The following is a 17,090-nucleotide window of genomic DNA, read 5'->3' as shown; positions in this document are numbered from 1 at the left end:
AAACCTGGGGGTTGCAGCGGTTTCTTCTTAATCAACTGTCAAAGATGGGATTATAAGAAAACACAAAGACTAAGGCAAGCACGTTTTCGTATATTAAGCAGAGACCTGGCATTCAGAACTCTGTTGTCACATAATATTTATCCATGTAATCATCTCCCCCTGCCTCCGATTATTCCACAGAAAATAAGGGACCGCTTTGAGCTGAGTATATTCTTTATGAACCTCCGCTGTCTCATACAGCTCTTTCTGGACTCGGCCACAGTATCTCACCGCCGAAAACGACAGTGAATAATATCCCCCAAGATCCTCCTCCCATTTTTCCTGTAAACTTCGTTCTACGTCCGCCCTATATTCATGCAGATGCGGCCCATTATCAATCTCTTCCAGACAGTATACAAGTGGACCTCTGACAATGGCCGCTTTCCCTGCATTATAGTATATCCTTTCGTCTGCCTGCATAAAGCGGGGTTCCATCCCCATCTCCAATTCCAGAATATCCCCCTTTTTCCATACATGCTTCACGATGAGATACCCCTTTTCCGTCACAAAATCCTTTAAGCTCTTTCTCTCCCCATTGATCGTCAGGGTACAGCCAGCGCTCCAGGCCGGTATTCTGAAACCCAGCTCTGCACAGAGATCTTCGGCCTCACGGAATTGGATTTTTACGTTTCCTTTCCATGGAAAGTCAGACTCAAGTGTCAGGTTTACACGTCCTGTTTCCAGTTCCGTCTCCAATTCACTTCCGATATACTGGTGAATATAAATCCGCCTGCCGGATACCGAATAAATGAGGTTTTGTACATCCGTAACCGTCCTGGCAATATTAGGCGGACAGCAGGCGCAGGAATACCATTCCTGCCTCACGGTCTTAATATGATTTCGCTCCGGGCTGGCATCACAGATTTCCGGTACCGCTTCCATAGGATTTACGTAGAAAAAATGCCTGCCATCTAAAGACATACCTGCCAGAACCGTATTATAAAGTGCTCTCTCTATCACATCAGCATAGCGGGAATCCGGTTCCGCCCTAAGCATTTCCATGGAAAAGCGGATCAGCCCTACTGATGCACACGTTTCGCTGTAATTTGTATCATTCGGCAGATCGTAAGCCCTGGTAAAGGCTTCCCCGGAAGGCGTCGCCCCGATGCTCCCGTTGATATACATCTGCTTTTCCACAATATTGTTCCAGAGCTCTCTGCAGGCACCAAACAGTTCCTCGTCGTTACATAAAACTGCCGCCTTTGCCATAGCCGTGTACATATATACGGCCCTTACCGCATGGCCTACCGCTTCCTTCTGACTGCGAACCGGGGCATGAAATTGATTGTAACAGGAATAGGGATACTGATTATAATACCGGTTCGGCTCTTCTACCGGACCTCCGGTCCAATGGCTGATCCGTCCCCTCTCTTCGAACTCCTCTTCAAAATAGGAATTCCGTCCCCTCTCATCTAAAAAGTACGAGGCCAGCTTTAAATATCGCGGTTCCTCTGTCCACTCATACAGCCTGATAAGCCCCAGTTCAATCTCCTGATGACCCGGATAGCCGTGTTTTTTTCCCTCTTCCCGGCCAAAGACCCGATCAATGCAGTCTGCCAGTCTGCACGCGGTCTGAAGCAGCGCAGTCTTTCCCGTACCTTTCGCGTAAGCGACAGCCGCTTCCATCAAATGGCCTGCGCAGTACAATTCGTGACATTCCAACAGATTTGTCCACTTTTTTTCCGGTTCTTTTAATTGAAAATATGTATTCAGATACCCATCCGGCTGCTGTGCCTTCTCGATATAACCGATAATTTCATCCGCCTTACTCTCCAAATCCAGATCCTTCTGATATTGCAGGACATTCCCGACGGCCTCCAGCCATTTATATAAATCGCTGTCCTGAAAAACAAAACCGGAAAATTCTCCATCAGCAGCACCCGCTGCAATTTTAAAATTTCTCACAGCATGGCTGGGCTCGGCACAGACGATCTGATCCGTTAAAACTCCCCACTGATATGGAATCAGACAGTCCTTGACCAGATCCAGATACCGTCTCCAGAACACTGATTTTATACTCGTATCACGCATTGCCTTTCTCCCTCCGTTCACGTTCTAATGTATCGCTGTATTCTCTTGGTGTACAACCTTCATATTTTTTAAATACAGAAATGAAATAACTGTTATTTTGAAATCCTGTCATGTCAGCAACCTCACTTCCCTTAAAACCGCCAATCGAGAGCAGCAGCTTTGCCTTCTCCAAACGGTACTCTGTAAGATACTGGACAAAAGATTTTCCAACCTCTTTTTTAAACAGTTCAGAAAAGTAATTTTCTCAACTTTCCCAGCACAGATTTCCAAATAAAGCCTGAATATATGTGGCTTGGGATTGCATCCAATCGTTTACTTTACTTTTTATAATCGCTGTGATTCCAATAGACAGATTGCTTAATTGCTCCACAAATAGAGCCATGAGGCTCGTCAGGGAGGTGGTTAAATCCATATCCTGTATATCTTCACAGAGCAGGTAGAATAATTCACCATAGGTTTTTTGGTCATTTTGATTCCTGCGTATCCATTCCAGTAGAATATATCTGGTGAATACAATGGTTGTATGACTCACTATCGCGTCGTAACTGCGGCTTTGGAATTCTGTTCCCAGTTTCAACAAGGATTTTGTAGCTTTAAAAAAGCATTCGATCGACCATCGATTTCCATAAATCCGTACAATTTCACTTTCGTTCAAACTACAATCGGTGCTTAACAGATACAGGCATTCACTTTTCTTGTTCCGATTACGAATGAACACGATTTTTACTGGAATTCCATCCCGGGTATGAACCAGAACAGAGCCAAAGATATTGACTGCATTTTCATGCCGCATAAACTTACGCAGCTGTGGCAGAGTATAGGATTTCCCCTGATAAAGATATCGCTGTTTTAGCTGTTTTACCATTCCAATCGCATCAAGACCAATGCCCTGGAGCTCTTTGAGCATGGGTTCAGTAGTAAACCAGGAATCCATCAGAACATAATCCGCATGAATTCCTGCGTTAAGTGCACGTTTCAACAGCAAAACAGCAGCTTGTGGCTTTGCCATCAGACTTTCATTTCGGTTTTTATAGCCATTGGTACGGCGATCGATTGAGTCAGATATCTCCTGATAACGGTTTTTCTTCTTGGCAGAAGAAAGCATGTTGAAACCAACCGGGAGAAAACTATAGCCGTCGGACCAGCCAAGCGTCAGAAGCGTGAATCCTTTTTGAAATTTATGCTCCACATGATCATAAACTCTGGCAAGAAGTTCCACTTGTTTACTGCGATTGCGCTTAATAACGGAATCATCCAAAACAAAGACGCGAATGCGCTCTGGTCTGGTTAACTGAGTAAAGGCAGATATCACTCTGGCCGCCAGTAAAACCAGAAATTTCCTCCAATTATAGGAAGTATCATTCAAAAAGCGATAATAAGTATTTTTAGAAACGGCCTGTTCTCTCCGCTTAGAGTTAAGGAATTGGAACAAGTTCTTCCCCTGAAACACGAGCAGGAGGAGAAACTCAAACACCTTAAGTGCTGGAATGCCACAGGATTTGGTTATATTTGATTGACGGAGAAGCATGCCAAGCTTAAGTTCTTTTATTGCAGTAAAAAATTGATTTTCGGTATGGTCAAAATGGTCATTATAGTTTATCATAAGAGTATGCGCCTTTCTTGTTTGGTATGGTGACGGTTCGCACTCTTATTATACCAAAGATTGGCGCATATTTTATGTCAATAATCATAAATAAATCGTTGTTTGGCTTGAATACGCTGCTTTAGCAGCGGTTTTCAAGCTGGGAAAGTTGAGTAATTTTTATTAAGGAACACAACTTCGCTGATGGATTCCAGTGAAATATCTTCATGGTAATGATCTTCAATATAATTCAGTGCCTTTCGTATCACCCGGCTGTATCCGCTTTCATCCACCGGCATCTCAGCAGCAACAAACTCGGCCTTCAGTTTGCGAATCTCCGTCTCCATGCGTTTCATCTTCTGACGGTGTTTCTGTTTCTGAAGCCACTCCGCCTTCACACTTTTAAGAAGCTGATACATTTCTTCCGGCTGCACCGGCTTTAAAATATACCCCCTCGCTCCATTTTCAATAGCAGCCTTTGCATATTCAAAATCGGTATAGGCGCTGACAAAAATGCAGATAATACCAGGATTGATCTGATTTAATTCCTCTAACAGATGAATTCCGTCGAGTCCCGGCATCCGTATGTCTGAAATCAGGAGATCCGGTTTTAAGCTTTGGCACAGCTTCATCGCCTCTTCTCCTCCACCGGCCTGGCCGGCAATTTCAATTCCCAGATGAAACGATTTGATCAAATCAATTAACAGGTAGCGGACATTTTCTTCATCGTCTGCGATTATTACCTTAAATTCCCCCATTAGCCTCCTCCTTATCTGCGCAAATACGAAAAGAGACACTTGTCCCCTGCTCCGGAACACTCGTGATTTTTAGACAGCTTTCTTCCCCATATCCCAGATAAAGCCGCTTATTTACATTTTTTAAGCCGATGCTGTCTCTGTTTTCCCCCGTTTTTTTCATGGATGCGCCGTCTGCCCTGGCGTATTCGCAGATATCATCCGTAAGCATCCGGAGCCTTTCCGGAGCAATTCCAATTCCGTTATCCTTTACTTCCACATATAGCCTGTCTTCCTCCACCGTACCGGTTATCATAATCCACCGTACCCCGTCTCTCAATTCCAGACCATGTATGAATGCATTTTCAACGAGAGGCTGGATCAGAAGACGCGACATCTTACAGGACAACGCCTCCGGAGCCACCCGGTAAAGCACTTCCACAGAACGTTCAAAGCGGTATTCCTGAATCCTGATATAATTTTTTACGTAAGCCAGCTCCTCCTCAAAGGTTACTTTTTCCTGGTTTTCATTTAGTATGTACCGGTACATCATAGCCAGCGCCTCTGCAATATTCTCGATATCACTGCTGTGCTTCTGAATTGCAAGGCTTCTGATCAGTTCAAAGGAATTAGCAAGAAAATGAGGATTAATCTGTGCCTGTAAGGCCAAAAGCTTTGCATTAATATTCTCTGTTCTGATTTCCGTCATTTTCGTCATCATGTCATCCATTTTTGCAATCATTGAGTTATATCCCTGTTCCAGAATGCGTATTTCTTCAAATTTACTGATCGTATGAATCTCAATCAATTCACCTGTCTCCAGTCTCTTCATCCTCTTAGTCAGCTTCTGCAAAGGGCCTGTTAAGTAACCGGAATACTTATAGACACTGAGAATGGACAAGGGTATCATGATAAACAGGAGAATGATCGATGACATTAAGTTATCCTTCAGGCTTTTCCGCGCAAATGCATTGCTGTATCGGACCCGAAGCTGCCAGCCATTGTTTAACGGATAGACCAGATCATGATCCTGCCCCTTCTCCTTATATGACTGATCCGGAAACCAGAATAATGAGCCGTCCTGGGCCGTGATATAAGCCAGGCAATATGGATTACCATTAATCAGCCCAAGCAGTTCTTCCAGATAAGAAGTTCTCATATCGATCTGGAGAACTCCCCTCTTCTCTCTCCCCCTGTTAATCCGGTAAACGTTTTTCAAATATGAAAATACGGAAACGATATCCCCATCCATCTGGTATTCCGGGATGAACGGGGACGCGTAACAGTCATCCTTCCTCTCACTCTCTAACTGGCACAGCGTCCGGTTTTCTCTAAACAGATCACGATTGATATACGAATCCGTAGTATACAGCTTTCCATAGTTATCCAGCCAGTAAATATTCGTAACAAATGGAACTGCGCGCCGGAATGTCTGAAACTGGTTTTCCGTATTTTTTAAAAATTCAATACTCTCCCGGGTCCAGCCACGGCTGTTTCTATCGTATTCCGCTGACTGTGTCAGACTGTCTACAATCTGGTACTGAAGCACATCCAGCTGATTCAACATATAGTTTAAACTGTTTCTGGCCTGCTCCGACATGGTCATAATCTCTTCCTGATTCTGCCGGATGGTATAATGGTAAATCTGATACAGATGAAGGCCGCTTATGCAGACCGTTACCAGTAAAATCATGATGAGATTTAACCGGATCATATCGGATTTTATTGTTTTCTGCACAGTATGGCCCCCTTCCAAAAAATACTGATTTTAAAGTTCCCAAAGCTCATCCCGGTCTAAGAAAGCTGCCCCAATTTGTTCTATCACGAGACTTTCCCCCTCAGGCAAATACTTTGCACCATTATACCACATCATCCATCCCTTTCCTACTCTCATCACGTACGGCTTATACACTGCTTTTTCATCAAAACCGCCTGTATCGGGAGCTATGAGAGGATTTTTTGGATATCTTTCCCAGCACGTAATTCCATCCTTCGATCTGGCCAGTCCGATTGCGGCACGATCCACGTGGATAAAGCCTATGTAGAACATATAATAATAATCCTTCCATTTGAGGACATGGCAGGCCGCCGTTTTCTCCCTCTCCCACGGCTCTTCACTTTTTTGCATGACTGGATTTATTTCCGCCTTTTTCCACAGTCTCCCATCCTGGCTTTCCGCGTATCCGATTGCATCCGGCTCATGATTACCGCCTCCGCTGTACCACATCTTATAAAGCCTGCTCTCCTCCTCATAAATAACGTGAGGACACATAATGGAGTTCTGCTCCCATGGCTGGTCCGGAACCATAACCGGAGAAGTAAAGCGGTCCCAGTGGATGCCATCCCGGCTTACCGCATATCCGATGCAGGAACGACCTTCATTGGTATATGGTTTCATCTGTCCGGAATACCACATCTCATAGACGCCATCCTTCTTTATCACACTCGGACGGTTTAATTCATCCGCATCCCACTCTGATTCCGGATTCGGCCGCAGCACCTCTATAGGAGGCGTCCAGGACAGCCCATCCTTACTCTCGCTGTATGCGATACATTCATGGGGCCGCCAGGAAAACCACATTTTAAATATTCCATCTTCTCTCAAAACAGACAGATCAAAGCAAGTCCCATATTCTCCGCCTAAAACCGGATTATTCCCGTATTTTTTCCATCCGTCTTTCGTTCCATAGGAATACAGCGCCAGATTTTCCGGCGTGTCCCAGAAAAACCGATCCTCATATTTTGTTACAAAATATCCCTGTTTTGCCAGTTCTTCATCATACTGCTGCATAATATTCTCCTCTCTCATCACACACGCCTCATTTTAACCCTTTAAGGACCCCGCTGTCATACCCTTAACAATCTGTTTTTGAAACAGAGCATAGCAGATGATGACCGGAATCACCATGATCATAACCGTAGCCGTTATCAGCCCATAGTCAGCGGCATACTGTGACCGCATGTTATAACACACCTGATTTAATGTGATTAAATTCTGTTTTGAAACGATCAGGAGGCTTAAAAACAGATCATTCCAACAGTTTATTAAAACAAACGTTCCGACCGTAGCCAAACCGGCTTTGGAAAGCGGCAGCATAATTTTGACAAAAGTCTGCAGCCGGTTGCAGCCATCGATTCTGGCGGCATCCTCCAGCTCGTCGGGCAACCCTTCCATAAAAGGAACCAGTATAAATATGCTGAAAGCCAGGTTTGTAACAATAAAAGCCAGAATAATGCCTGCTCTGGTATTTAAAATCCTCACGCTCCGAAAGATTAAGATAAAGGGAATAATAATTGCATTAATCGGTATCATGATTCCCAGAGAATAGTAATTATATAAGCCTCTGTTTTTCCAGACCTTCGCAATAATATAAGCACTCATGGCACTTAAGATCATAACGACTGCGACAGCAGCAACCGCATAAAGAATACTGTTCAGTAAATGAACCGGTATGTCCGCCGCCTGCCAGCTCTCGGCATAATTTTCCCATTCCGGATTTTTCGGCAGTCCAAAAGGGGAACCGTAGATTTCCTCACTCGACTTCAAAGAACATATCCCAATCCAAAATAACGGATACAGCGTCAGGACCGCCATAAATATAAGCACTGCATATCGCAGAACCGAAAGAGGCTTCCATCTTTTTTTCATAAAACCGCCCTAATCCTTTCTATTTAAAAATGCAAAAACACCGTTTACCAAAAACGTGACCGCAAGTGCCAGCACCAGCATGCAGACGGCTACCGCAGTACCTCTTCCGATGGAGGAATCCACAAAAGCCTCTTTATACATATAGATAGATAGAAATGTACTTTCCGCTCCCGGCCCGCCCTGAGTCATCAGATACGGAATATCGAAGGTCTTAATCGCCCCGGTCAGGCAAATGACCAGGCATACCTGTATCATCCCTTTGATATTAGGAATAACAATATGAAAAAATATATCTGTGGAATTCGCTCCGTCTATGTAAGCGCTCTCGATAATTTCTCTTGGTATTGACTGCATACCAGCCAGTAAAATAATAAAATGATATCCGATATACTGCCATATTCCAGGCATAATAACAGAAAACAGAACAACTCCCGGATCTGTCAGCCAGTTCTTAATCCATCCTTTTAACCCTACAGCCTCAAAAAATGCATTGACAGGTCCGAAGGAGGGATTAAAAAACAGAGAAAACATGAGACCGATTACGGTAGCGGATATGACAACCGGTACAAAATAGACGGACTGAAAAAAATGAAAGCCGCGCGTCGTACGGTAGACAAGATAGGCCAGTACGAGAGCCAGGGGAAGCTGGATGCAGACGCCGGCTGCCATGCTTTTTACCGTATTTAAGATTACTTTTATAAAATACCGGTCGTTGGTAAACAAATCCACAAAATTTTTCACGCCTACGAATTTTGCAGTTGTTATTCCATCCCATTTCAAAACAGAAAAGTAGAGTGATGCAAACATAGGCAGTATTAAGAAGACCGTGTACAGGATAAACGACGGGAGATGAAAACTGATGGAAAAAATCCATTTCCCCCTTTTTGCCCTACTTCTGTTACTGTTCTTCTGAACCATAGTACCCCCTTTCCCATGTGGTCCGGGAAACCATACATGGAATGGATTCCCGGACGCTCTCATGATCACTCTTCCTTCGCCGCAGCGAGTGACTTGTCTATATTTTCAATTACCTGATCCGGTGTACTGATTCCGGCCATCAGCTCGTCAATCCCATCTGCGAAATCAGTCCAGCACTCTGTCTTAGGACACGCCTGAGGCAGATTCGGACACGAATCTTTCCCTTTCGCAAAATCGATTACCTCTGCAAGCTTCGCTTTTGATACCTTGGAAGCATCTACGTCAATATCCAGCCTGGAGGGGATTCCGCCGCCGCTGTAAAGGGTCAGTTCCTGAATTTCTTTGGAATAAAGATAGTCTACCAGTGTAATAATTGCCTCTCTCTTTGCCGGATCATCCCATGCATTTCTCGAAATTACATACCCCATATCTCCGCCGGATCTGGCAAAATTAGTCGTATCTCTCGTTCCTCCCGGCATAATTGGAGCTGGGATTATCACGGTTTTATCAGCCATTTCCTGTGACATATTGGAAAGCTGCCAGGTCCAGGCGTAAATCATCGCCGCCTTCCCTTCATTATACATTGCAAAATGCTGGTTCCAGTCACCGATGGAGATCGTATCAGACGGGAAAAGACGATTTTCCCGCATCGTTTCGATTATCTCAAGCGTCTTTCTGATATTTGGCGTGTCAACCGTATATTCCTCGTTAATTGTCCGGAAATCTTCTTCGCAGTTTGGCATCTGGCCTAAGATTTCCGCCACAAATTCGTGAGCCGGATTACCGCCCTTCGATCCCATTGCAAACGGGACAATCCCATTTTCATTAAATACTTTGCCGGCTTCGATCATATCGTCAAGGGTTTCCGGCAGTTTCAGCTGATATTGATCAAACAGTTCCTGATTGCAGAACCACACTCCATATTCCAGGCCCCCGGTAATGGTGGCCAGAGTTCCGCCAGCCGACGTGCGTGCAAACGACTCCTGCGGAAATAAATCCCGCTTAATCTGGGCTGAGGCATCCAGATACTCATCAAAAGGAATAATCACATCCGCATCCAGCAGCATGGCTGAATTGCCTCCGCTTCCCCAATAAAGAAACACGTCAGGAACTGTATTGCTGGCCACATCCGTCTTGATTTTAGCCTTCAGTTCATCGCCCAGAATATTTTCATGTTCCAGTGTAAATTCCGATTTATGGGCTTCGGCGAATTCCGCAACCGCATCGTAAACCGGCTTTGTCTTTGGATCTGATGGCGTTTGCCAGCTTACAAGGCGAATATTCGGTATACTGCCGGACGGCTTCTCCGGCGCTTTTTCCGATGCCTGCTGCGTTTGTGCAGCCTCGCTTCCCACTGATTCCGCCGCTGTCTCCGTCTTCTGACTGGTACTGCACCCGGTCAGTAAGTTACCTGCCATCGCTGCGCATAAAATAATTCCTGCTGCTCTTTTCCTATATTTCATCATCGTATTCTCCTCCTTAAAATGCGGTATAGCCCCCATCAATTACAAAATCAGAACCAGTAACAAAACTGGAGGTATCTCCAGCCAGGTAAACAATCAGTCCCTGAATCTCATCCGCGCTTCCAAAGCGGCGCAGCGGCGTCCACTGCTCAAAATTAGAAGTTCCAATCTCCTCAGGCTTTAACGGTTCGTCGCTCCAGGTTCTGATATATCCCGGGCTGATTGTATTCACGCGGATTTTATGTCTGGCCCACTCGATCGCCAGACTCTTCCCCAGCATAATCACGCCTGCTTTTGAAGAATTATATGCACACTGGCACTGCGGAATATTGGCAATATGGCCCGACATGGAAGCGGTCAATATGATGGAACCCGGAATACCTCCCTGTATCATGGCTTTTCCCGCCGCTCTTGCGGTAATAAAAGCCCCTGTCAAATTGACCCGGATCACCCGTTCAAATTCTTCTAACGGCATATCTTCTGCCGGAATGTCCTGAAAAGTCCCTGCATTGCAGAAACAGATATCCAGCTTTCCCCATTCTCCGGTGACTCTTTCTATTGCTTCATTGATCTGTTTTTCATCCGTAATATCTGCAATCATGGGGATAGATTTCCTGCCCATCGCCTGTATTTCATCTGCAGTATGAAAAACCGTATCTTTTAAGTCGATGACTGCTACATCAGCTCCTGCCTCTGCCAGCGCCAGCGCGCAGGCTTTTCCAATCCCATGGGCAGCCCCTGTTACGACAGCTGTTTTGGATTTTAAACTCATTCTGTCAAATACCATTTTCTGTCCCTCCAAATTGATCCCGAATATACTGTATCCCCTCTGCCGCCAGTTTTAACCGTCCTTCCATGGAAAGGTCCTCAGCCAGATCTCTCCACATTCTCATATTATGTCCCTGCTCACCGCCGGTCTTATAAAATGATTCAACGATAACTGCCTTATCGTAACCGATATCCTCAAGCGCCTGTCCGACCTCTCTCCACGGAATTCTATCCGTATGGAACGGCACTTTCCGGTTCGGCTCACTCACATGAAAATGACCGATATATCCTTTGGCGCTCCTGATTGCCTCCGGGATATTATCTTCCTCTATATTCATATGGAAACAATCGAGAAGCAGTTTGCAGTTGGGACTTCCCACCGCCTTGCAGACCGCCATACCCTCTGCGGCCGTATTCATGAGATAATGCTCAAAACGGTTTACTATTTCCAGATTCACAGTCACTCCGTTATTTTCAGCCGTTTTCATCACTTTCCTTAAACTGTTTATGCAATTTTCCGTCTTCCTCTTTTTCTCATCCGGTTCAATGATATGATCTGAATAGTCGGCAGGCCAGTTGGAATATACAATCCCGCCAATATCGGCAGCTCCCAATACTCCCATTCCCTCTATGGCGCGCTTTAAATGCTCTTCTGCTTTTTCTCTGAGCCCTGCATCGTCCCCGGCCATATCCCAGCCGGCCGGATATCCAAAGGTAAACGCCGGTGCAATGGCCAGTTCCTCCATATACTTCTTTAAATCCCGTATCTTTTCTTTTTCCAGTGCAAACATCTCTTCCGTAGGAAAAAACTCAAAAACGTCAGCTCCGGCTTCTTTTGCCTGTTTCAAACATTCCCGCACTCCCAGCTGACCATAAAAACTCCCCCAATGGCCAAAATGGATACCAATTTTCATAATATCTAAACACCTCTCTTTTCCCATATCTCACCTTATGTTTTTTGTATATATTTTCTCAGTTTCATTACCAGCCGGCCAGCTTTACATTTATTATAGCTAATTTTTTCAGGATACTATATCCAAAATATATCACATTTATATAATTTTCTTCAGGTATTATCATAATTTAAATTATTAAAAAAGCAATTCGGACGTTCCACATTTCAGATGAGAGTTTAGTAATTAGTTTGAATCCACGTATAATCTTTGCAATTTCTTCCAAAACTGGTAAGTGTTGAATTGATTTTCATTCTCTGGTATAATGATTCGGTAAAGGAGGTTTCCTATGAACTATGGCAAACATGAGACGGAGAAAAAGATCAAATCCGTCAATTCAAAAGCGAAGAAATACACCAGCCGGGTTTTTCTTGCCTTTTTAAAGAGTCTGTTCGTGCTGTGCCTGTTCTGCCTGGTAGTCGCCGGGAGTATCGGATTTGGCATGGTTAAAGGAATCATAGACAATGCTCCTGACGTCGATATCGCAACCATTGTTCCAAACGAATACGCCACTACGGTGTATGACAGTGCCGGTAATGTGACCGAGACTCTCGTCACCGCCGGTTCCAACCGTGAGGAGGCAAGCTACGACGAACTGCCCAAGAACTTAATCAATGCGTTCGTAGCATATGAAGATGCAAGATTCTGGGAGCACAACGGAATTGATCTGCGCTCCATCATGCGTGCGGTAAAAGGCGTGCTGACAGGCGATTCCTCTGCCGGCGGCGGAAGTACCATCACCCAGCAGCTGATTAAAAACAGCGTTTTTGGCGGGGGAATGGAAAAAAGCTTCGGGGAACGGCTGGAACGGAAGATGCAGGAATGGTATCTGGCCGTCAAACTGGACAGCGCCATGTCAAAAGAGCAGATCATTACCAACTACTTAAACACGATCAACCTGGGAAAGAATTCTCTGGGCGTCAAGGTAGCGGCAAGGAGATATTTTAATAAAGAGGTGTCCGACTTAACGCTGTCCGAATGCGCCGTGCTTGCGGGCATCACCCAGAACCCGTCAAAATTCAATCCGGTTACCGGACAGAAGGCCAACTCCGACAAGCAGAAGGTCATCCTGCAGTATATGGTGGATCAGGGCTATATCTCCAAGGAAGAACAGGAGGAAGCGCTGGCGGACGACGTCTATTCCAGGATTCAGGATGTGGAAATTGTCACCAAAGAGACTTCCACACCTTACAGCTATTTCACGGACGAGCTGGTGGAACAGGTGCAGGATGCCATGAAGGAAAAGCTTGGCTACACCAACACCCAGGCCCACAACATGCTGTATTCCGGCGGCCTCTCCATCTATACGACACAGGACCCCACGATTCAGTCCATCGTAGATGAGGAGATCAACAACCCCGACAACTATTCGGCGGCCCGCTATTCCATCGAATACAGACTTTCCGTCACCGGGGCAGACGGTACCACCACCCACTACTCCGAAGAGAATTTGAAACGCTACCACCGTGACAACGGGGACAGCGGCTATGACGGTCTGTACGACAGCGAAGAAAAGATACAGGCCGATATAGACAATTACAAGAACAGTATTTTAAAGGAAGGCGACACCGTCATCGGCGAATCCCTTCACAAGACGCTTCAGCCTCAGGCCTCCTTCGTGATCATGGATCAGAAGACGGGACAGGTAAAGGCCATCGCCGGAGGGCGCGGGGAAAAGACCGCGAGTCTTACCCTAAACCGTGCCAGCAACACCCTTCGTCAGCCTGGTTCCACCTTCAAGGTGCTGACTGCGTTTGCCCCCGCCATGGATACGTGCGGCGCGACGCTGGGTACTGTCTATTACGATTCGGTTTTCACGGTTGGCAAGAAGACCTTCTCCAACTGGTACAGCTCCGGTTATCAGGGCTATTCCAGCATCCGGGACGGTATCATCTATTCCATGAACGTCATTGCGGTCCGCTGTCTGATGGAGACCGTTACACCGCAGCTCGGTGTGGAATACGCGAAGAACTTCGGCATCACATCGCTGACCGATACGGACTACAACGCGGCTCTGGCCCTGGGTGGGATCACCGACGGCGTGTCCAACCTGGAGATGACGGCGGCCTATGCCACTATCGCCAACGGCGGCGTCTACACAAAGCCGGTGTTCTTTACGAAGATTATCGATCACGACGGCAAGGTGCTGATCGACAACACGCCTGAGACCCACCGCGTGTTAAAAGATTCCACGGCATTCCTGTTGACGGATGCCATGGCGGATTCCATGGAAAGCAGCCGAAAGTTTGCCCGTCCGGGCGCCGGCCCCAGCTCTACCAGCTCATCGGCCAATATTCCCGGCATGTCCAATGCCGGCAAGAGCGGAACGACTACTTCCAACAATGATATCTGGTTCGTCGGATATACTCCGTACTATACCGCCGGAATCTGGGGCGGCTGTGACAGCAACCAGAAGCTGACCAAACAGAACGGCGGAACGACCTTCCATAAGGCCATCTGGAAAAAGATCATGACCCGCGTTCACGAAGGAATGTCCGATCCCGGATTTACGGTTCCGGACAGCGTGGAGACCGCACAGATCTGCCGTAAATCCGGCAAACTCCCCGTCTCCGGCGTCTGCACCAACGACCCGAGGGGCAACGCGGTATACACGGAATATTTTGCCAAGGGAACCGTTCCCACGGACGTGTGCAACAATCACGTGCGCGCGACGGTATGCGCGGAATCCCACTGTCTGCCCACCCCATTCTGTCCGGAACGGACGACCGCCGTATTTATGGCGCTGCCGGCCGGCGAAGAAGGTACTACGGACGATTCCGTATTTGCAATGCCGGGCTACTGCCCGATCCACACCGAGGCGTCTGTCATTATCCCGCCTACGGATGACACCGGACTGCCGGAGACGGTAGCTCCGGGAACACTGCCTTACGGCCCCGGCTATGTGTCGCCAAACACACAGACCAGTCCGGCACCTACTACGGGATCTCCGATGCAGGTGAGTCCGGGGGCGCAGTAAGTACATTTAAACAATAAAAAACACTGGAGACTATCAGTCCGAATCCCGGCTGTCCTCCAGTGTTTTTATTTTCTTCTGTGAATGTCCGAGACAAAATGGTATGTTTATCCGAACAAAAACAATCCTATTTAAATAGGGTCTTGTGAACACGAATCTTATCATGAAGAACAATAGTATTCAGTCTTTCTTCCATATTTAGTAACAGAAAAGGCTTAGTTAATACGGCCAATCTGTCAATAAGCAAATTCCATCATGTGGTTTAGAAGCCCAGAATTCGTTTTTGGGCTTTTCTTCTTTTCCCTTCTTATAAACTTTCGCCGTTTTGGGAATTGGCTCTATATCAGTAAATTGTGCTAGGATAGTATTACGCTTGATTATGTAGTTTCCATTGTTGTATTCAGCTTCATATCCAAGAATACGATTCGTAATCCTCATTTCTATATCCACCTTTATTATTCGTCTATACTAAATCACGGCAACTTCCTATTTCTATGGCATCATAATCTTCTTCATTTGACTCTGTAGCCAGTTTTAGTTTCTTTTTTATAATCTCTACCCTCTTAATCTTCCAAGCTGAATACAGCCATTCTGGTGCGTCTGTGACTATGTTGTTATGATATAGATTACATTGTTGCTACATCCAGTCCAATCCATACGCGGATAGCATCACATAAATCATAGAATTCTTTTAAATGACTATTTAAGATAGCTTCCTCATCATTGTAAATCAGACCAGGATCTTCTATATCCGGGCATGACATCTGGATATCTTCTATTAATGCATCAATATCATATTTCCATTTATCTATATCCTGTTGGACCATTTTATTTAACAGTAATTTTAAACAGACTTCCATTTGGTTGTATACAGACACAATTGTTTCAATCGTATTTTCCTTATCAATCAGGCTTCTTAGCTTCTGTCCTTCGTCTTCAAGCTTATATTTCCATCTAATCATAATTTCTCCTTTATTCGTTCTTATGTATTCCAAGATTATTTATTATAGGAAACATTGACATGTTCAAAGACATATTTCCACCATATTTCAGGTTGTTTTTGGCTATTATAGTCATCCCGTAACTGTTGTAATTCTTCTGGTGTCAAACATTCCTGTAGATAAACACTACATTTTTTTATTTCATTTTCATTCTCCATATTTTCTGCGCCAAATATGTTTCCACTAAATCTTGCCATTGTTTTGTCTCCTATTTTAAGTCTGTCATCTATAAAGCAAAGGCTTTAGAATAAAATATCTTCAAGATAGTCCATTTCCAATCCCAGCTGTTCCAATACAATGTTTTCAGCTTCATCAGCATCATAATTACATTCTTCCAGCATGTTTTTTACTTCATCCAGACGTGACTCTGCTTCTTTTTCTGTATTCCCATCACGTTTCATTAGGATTTCGATGATTCGATTCATCATTATCCTCCTTGCTTTCCAACTATGTTAACCTAGTCGTTTATATCTTCTTCCGTTTCTTCTTCAATCATCTTTTTATATTTTTCATAATTTTCCTCAGTTACTTTGATAATAAAGAAACTCTTATCAAAATGTCCTGTATCGCAAGATTTAGGAGTATATAGATATACACCCTTTTCTATTTTTTTAATCTTTGGTGTTTTTCTGCAGTCCGAAAGAGCATCTCCAATATCGTGAACAATTTCTGTTTTTGAATGGAAACAGCATTTTTCACTATCAAAAACAGAAAACCATACCTCACTCATCCCTATTCCTATCCAATTTCCTATTTTCAATTCCTGTTTCATATTCATTTCCTTTGCTTTGGATTTTCAAAAACAAAAAGACCATAGGAACTTAATCCTACAGTCTTCTCTCTGCTTCTTTTTGTCCATTTTATACCGCACATTTGGGCTGTTTTATCTCGGACATTCACATAGACTCTCGGCTTAAATCCTTGTGTATAGGATAGCATAGTTTAATGCTAGCGTCAATGTCAAAGGAACATATGGTC

The 17,090-nt window shown here is 45.0% G+C and carries 16 protein-coding genes and 1 pseudogene; 1 reads left to right on the top strand and 16 read right to left on the bottom strand.

Annotated elements, in window-relative coordinates:
* Positions 1–126 precede the first annotated feature (126 nt).
* The 11 genes and pseudogenes from ACLTD4_RS04660 to ACLTD4_RS04610 form a co-directional block, all read right to left on the bottom strand.
* Complete coding sequence (locus ACLTD4_RS04660) at positions 127–2,070, bottom strand: glycoside hydrolase family 127 protein (protein ID WP_117624408.1); 1,944 nt, start codon at positions 2,068–2,070, stop codon at positions 127–129.
* Positions 2,063–2,299: pseudogene (locus ACLTD4_RS04655) on the bottom strand (helix-turn-helix transcriptional regulator); the annotation flags it as partial. The pseudogene ACLTD4_RS04655 and the gene ACLTD4_RS04660, both read right to left, overlap by 8 nt.
* 15 nt (positions 2,300–2,314) lie before the next feature.
* Positions 2,315–3,673: a transposase gene (locus ACLTD4_RS04650; protein ID WP_195521993.1), complete on the bottom strand. Its 1,359-nt coding sequence runs from the start codon at positions 3,671–3,673 to the stop codon at positions 2,315–2,317.
* A 134-nt stretch (positions 3,674–3,807) separates the two neighbouring features.
* Positions 3,808–4,410 carry a response regulator gene (locus ACLTD4_RS04645; protein ID WP_412331172.1) on the bottom strand — a complete coding sequence of 201 codons (603 nt, stop codon included), beginning with the start codon at positions 4,408–4,410 and terminating at the stop codon, positions 3,808–3,810.
* On the bottom strand, positions 4,397–6,124 hold the full coding sequence (locus ACLTD4_RS04640; protein WP_117624406.1) for a sensor histidine kinase: 1,728 nt from the start codon (positions 6,122–6,124) through the stop codon (positions 4,397–4,399). Before ACLTD4_RS04640 ends, ACLTD4_RS04645 begins: the two co-directional genes overlap by 14 nt.
* Positions 6,125–6,154: 30 nt before the next feature.
* Positions 6,155–7,195 (bottom strand): family 43 glycosylhydrolase, encoded by a 1,041-nt coding sequence (locus ACLTD4_RS04635; protein ID WP_243008452.1) that lies wholly within the window; start codon positions 7,193–7,195, stop codon positions 6,155–6,157.
* 15 nt (positions 7,196–7,210) lie between these two features.
* Positions 7,211–8,035: a carbohydrate ABC transporter permease gene (locus ACLTD4_RS04630; protein WP_117624405.1), complete on the bottom strand. Its 825-nt coding sequence runs from the start codon at positions 8,033–8,035 to the stop codon at positions 7,211–7,213.
* 9 nt (positions 8,036–8,044) lie between these two features.
* On the bottom strand, positions 8,045–8,953 hold the full coding sequence (locus tag ACLTD4_RS04625) for a carbohydrate ABC transporter permease (protein WP_181988741.1): 909 nt from the start codon (positions 8,951–8,953) through the stop codon (positions 8,045–8,047).
* Positions 8,954–9,018: 65 nt separating this feature from the next.
* Positions 9,019–10,419 carry an ABC transporter substrate-binding protein gene (locus tag ACLTD4_RS04620; protein ID WP_181988742.1) on the bottom strand — a complete coding sequence of 467 codons (1,401 nt, stop codon included), beginning with the start codon at positions 10,417–10,419 and terminating at the stop codon, positions 9,019–9,021.
* A 13-nt stretch (positions 10,420–10,432) separates the two neighbouring features.
* The gene (locus ACLTD4_RS04615; RefSeq protein WP_117624402.1) at positions 10,433–11,203 is read right to left on the bottom strand and encodes an SDR family NAD(P)-dependent oxidoreductase; all 771 of its coding nucleotides are present in this window, start codon (positions 11,201–11,203) and stop codon (positions 10,433–10,435) included.
* Positions 11,193–12,098, bottom strand: coding sequence for a sugar phosphate isomerase/epimerase family protein (locus ACLTD4_RS04610; protein ID WP_181988743.1), 906 nt, complete (start codon positions 12,096–12,098; stop codon positions 11,193–11,195). Before ACLTD4_RS04610 ends, ACLTD4_RS04615 begins: the two co-directional genes overlap by 11 nt.
* Before the next feature lie 328 nt (positions 12,099–12,426).
* Here ACLTD4_RS04610 and ACLTD4_RS04605 point away from each other — a divergent pair, with 328 nt between their 5' ends.
* A complete protein-coding gene (locus tag ACLTD4_RS04605) occupies positions 12,427–15,114 on the top strand; it encodes a transglycosylase domain-containing protein (RefSeq protein WP_002600318.1) in 2,688 nt (895 codons plus the stop codon).
* A 216-nt stretch (positions 15,115–15,330) separates the two neighbouring features.
* Here the strand turns inward: ACLTD4_RS04605 and ACLTD4_RS04600 are convergent, their stop codons facing one another.
* The 5 genes from ACLTD4_RS04600 to ACLTD4_RS04580 all read right to left on the bottom strand — a co-directional run bounded on the left by ACLTD4_RS04600 (position 15,331) and on the right by ACLTD4_RS04580 (position 16,884).
* The gene (locus ACLTD4_RS04600; protein ID WP_191230585.1) at positions 15,331–15,549 is read right to left on the bottom strand and encodes a hypothetical protein; all 219 of its coding nucleotides are present in this window, start codon (positions 15,547–15,549) and stop codon (positions 15,331–15,333) included.
* Positions 15,550–15,737: 188 nt separating this feature from the next.
* Positions 15,738–16,073, bottom strand: a complete 336-nt coding sequence (locus ACLTD4_RS04595) for a hypothetical protein (RefSeq protein ID WP_412331171.1) — start codon at positions 16,071–16,073, stop codon at positions 15,738–15,740.
* A 35-nt stretch (positions 16,074–16,108) separates the two neighbouring features.
* Entirely contained in the window at positions 16,109–16,309 is a 201-nt protein-coding gene (locus tag ACLTD4_RS04590; protein ID WP_191230586.1) for a hypothetical protein, read from the bottom strand.
* 45 nt (positions 16,310–16,354) lie between these two features.
* Positions 16,355–16,537, bottom strand: a complete 183-nt coding sequence (locus ACLTD4_RS04585; RefSeq protein ID WP_412331170.1) for a hypothetical protein — start codon at positions 16,535–16,537, stop codon at positions 16,355–16,357.
* A gap of 32 nt (positions 16,538–16,569) precedes the next feature.
* Entirely contained in the window at positions 16,570–16,884 is a 315-nt protein-coding gene (locus ACLTD4_RS04580) for a hypothetical protein (protein ID WP_412331169.1), read from the bottom strand.
* Between the last annotated feature and the right edge of the window lie 206 nt (positions 16,885–17,090).

Source organism: Hungatella sp., assembly GCF_046966825.1.
This window is presented reverse-complemented; position numbering and strand designations above follow the sequence as displayed.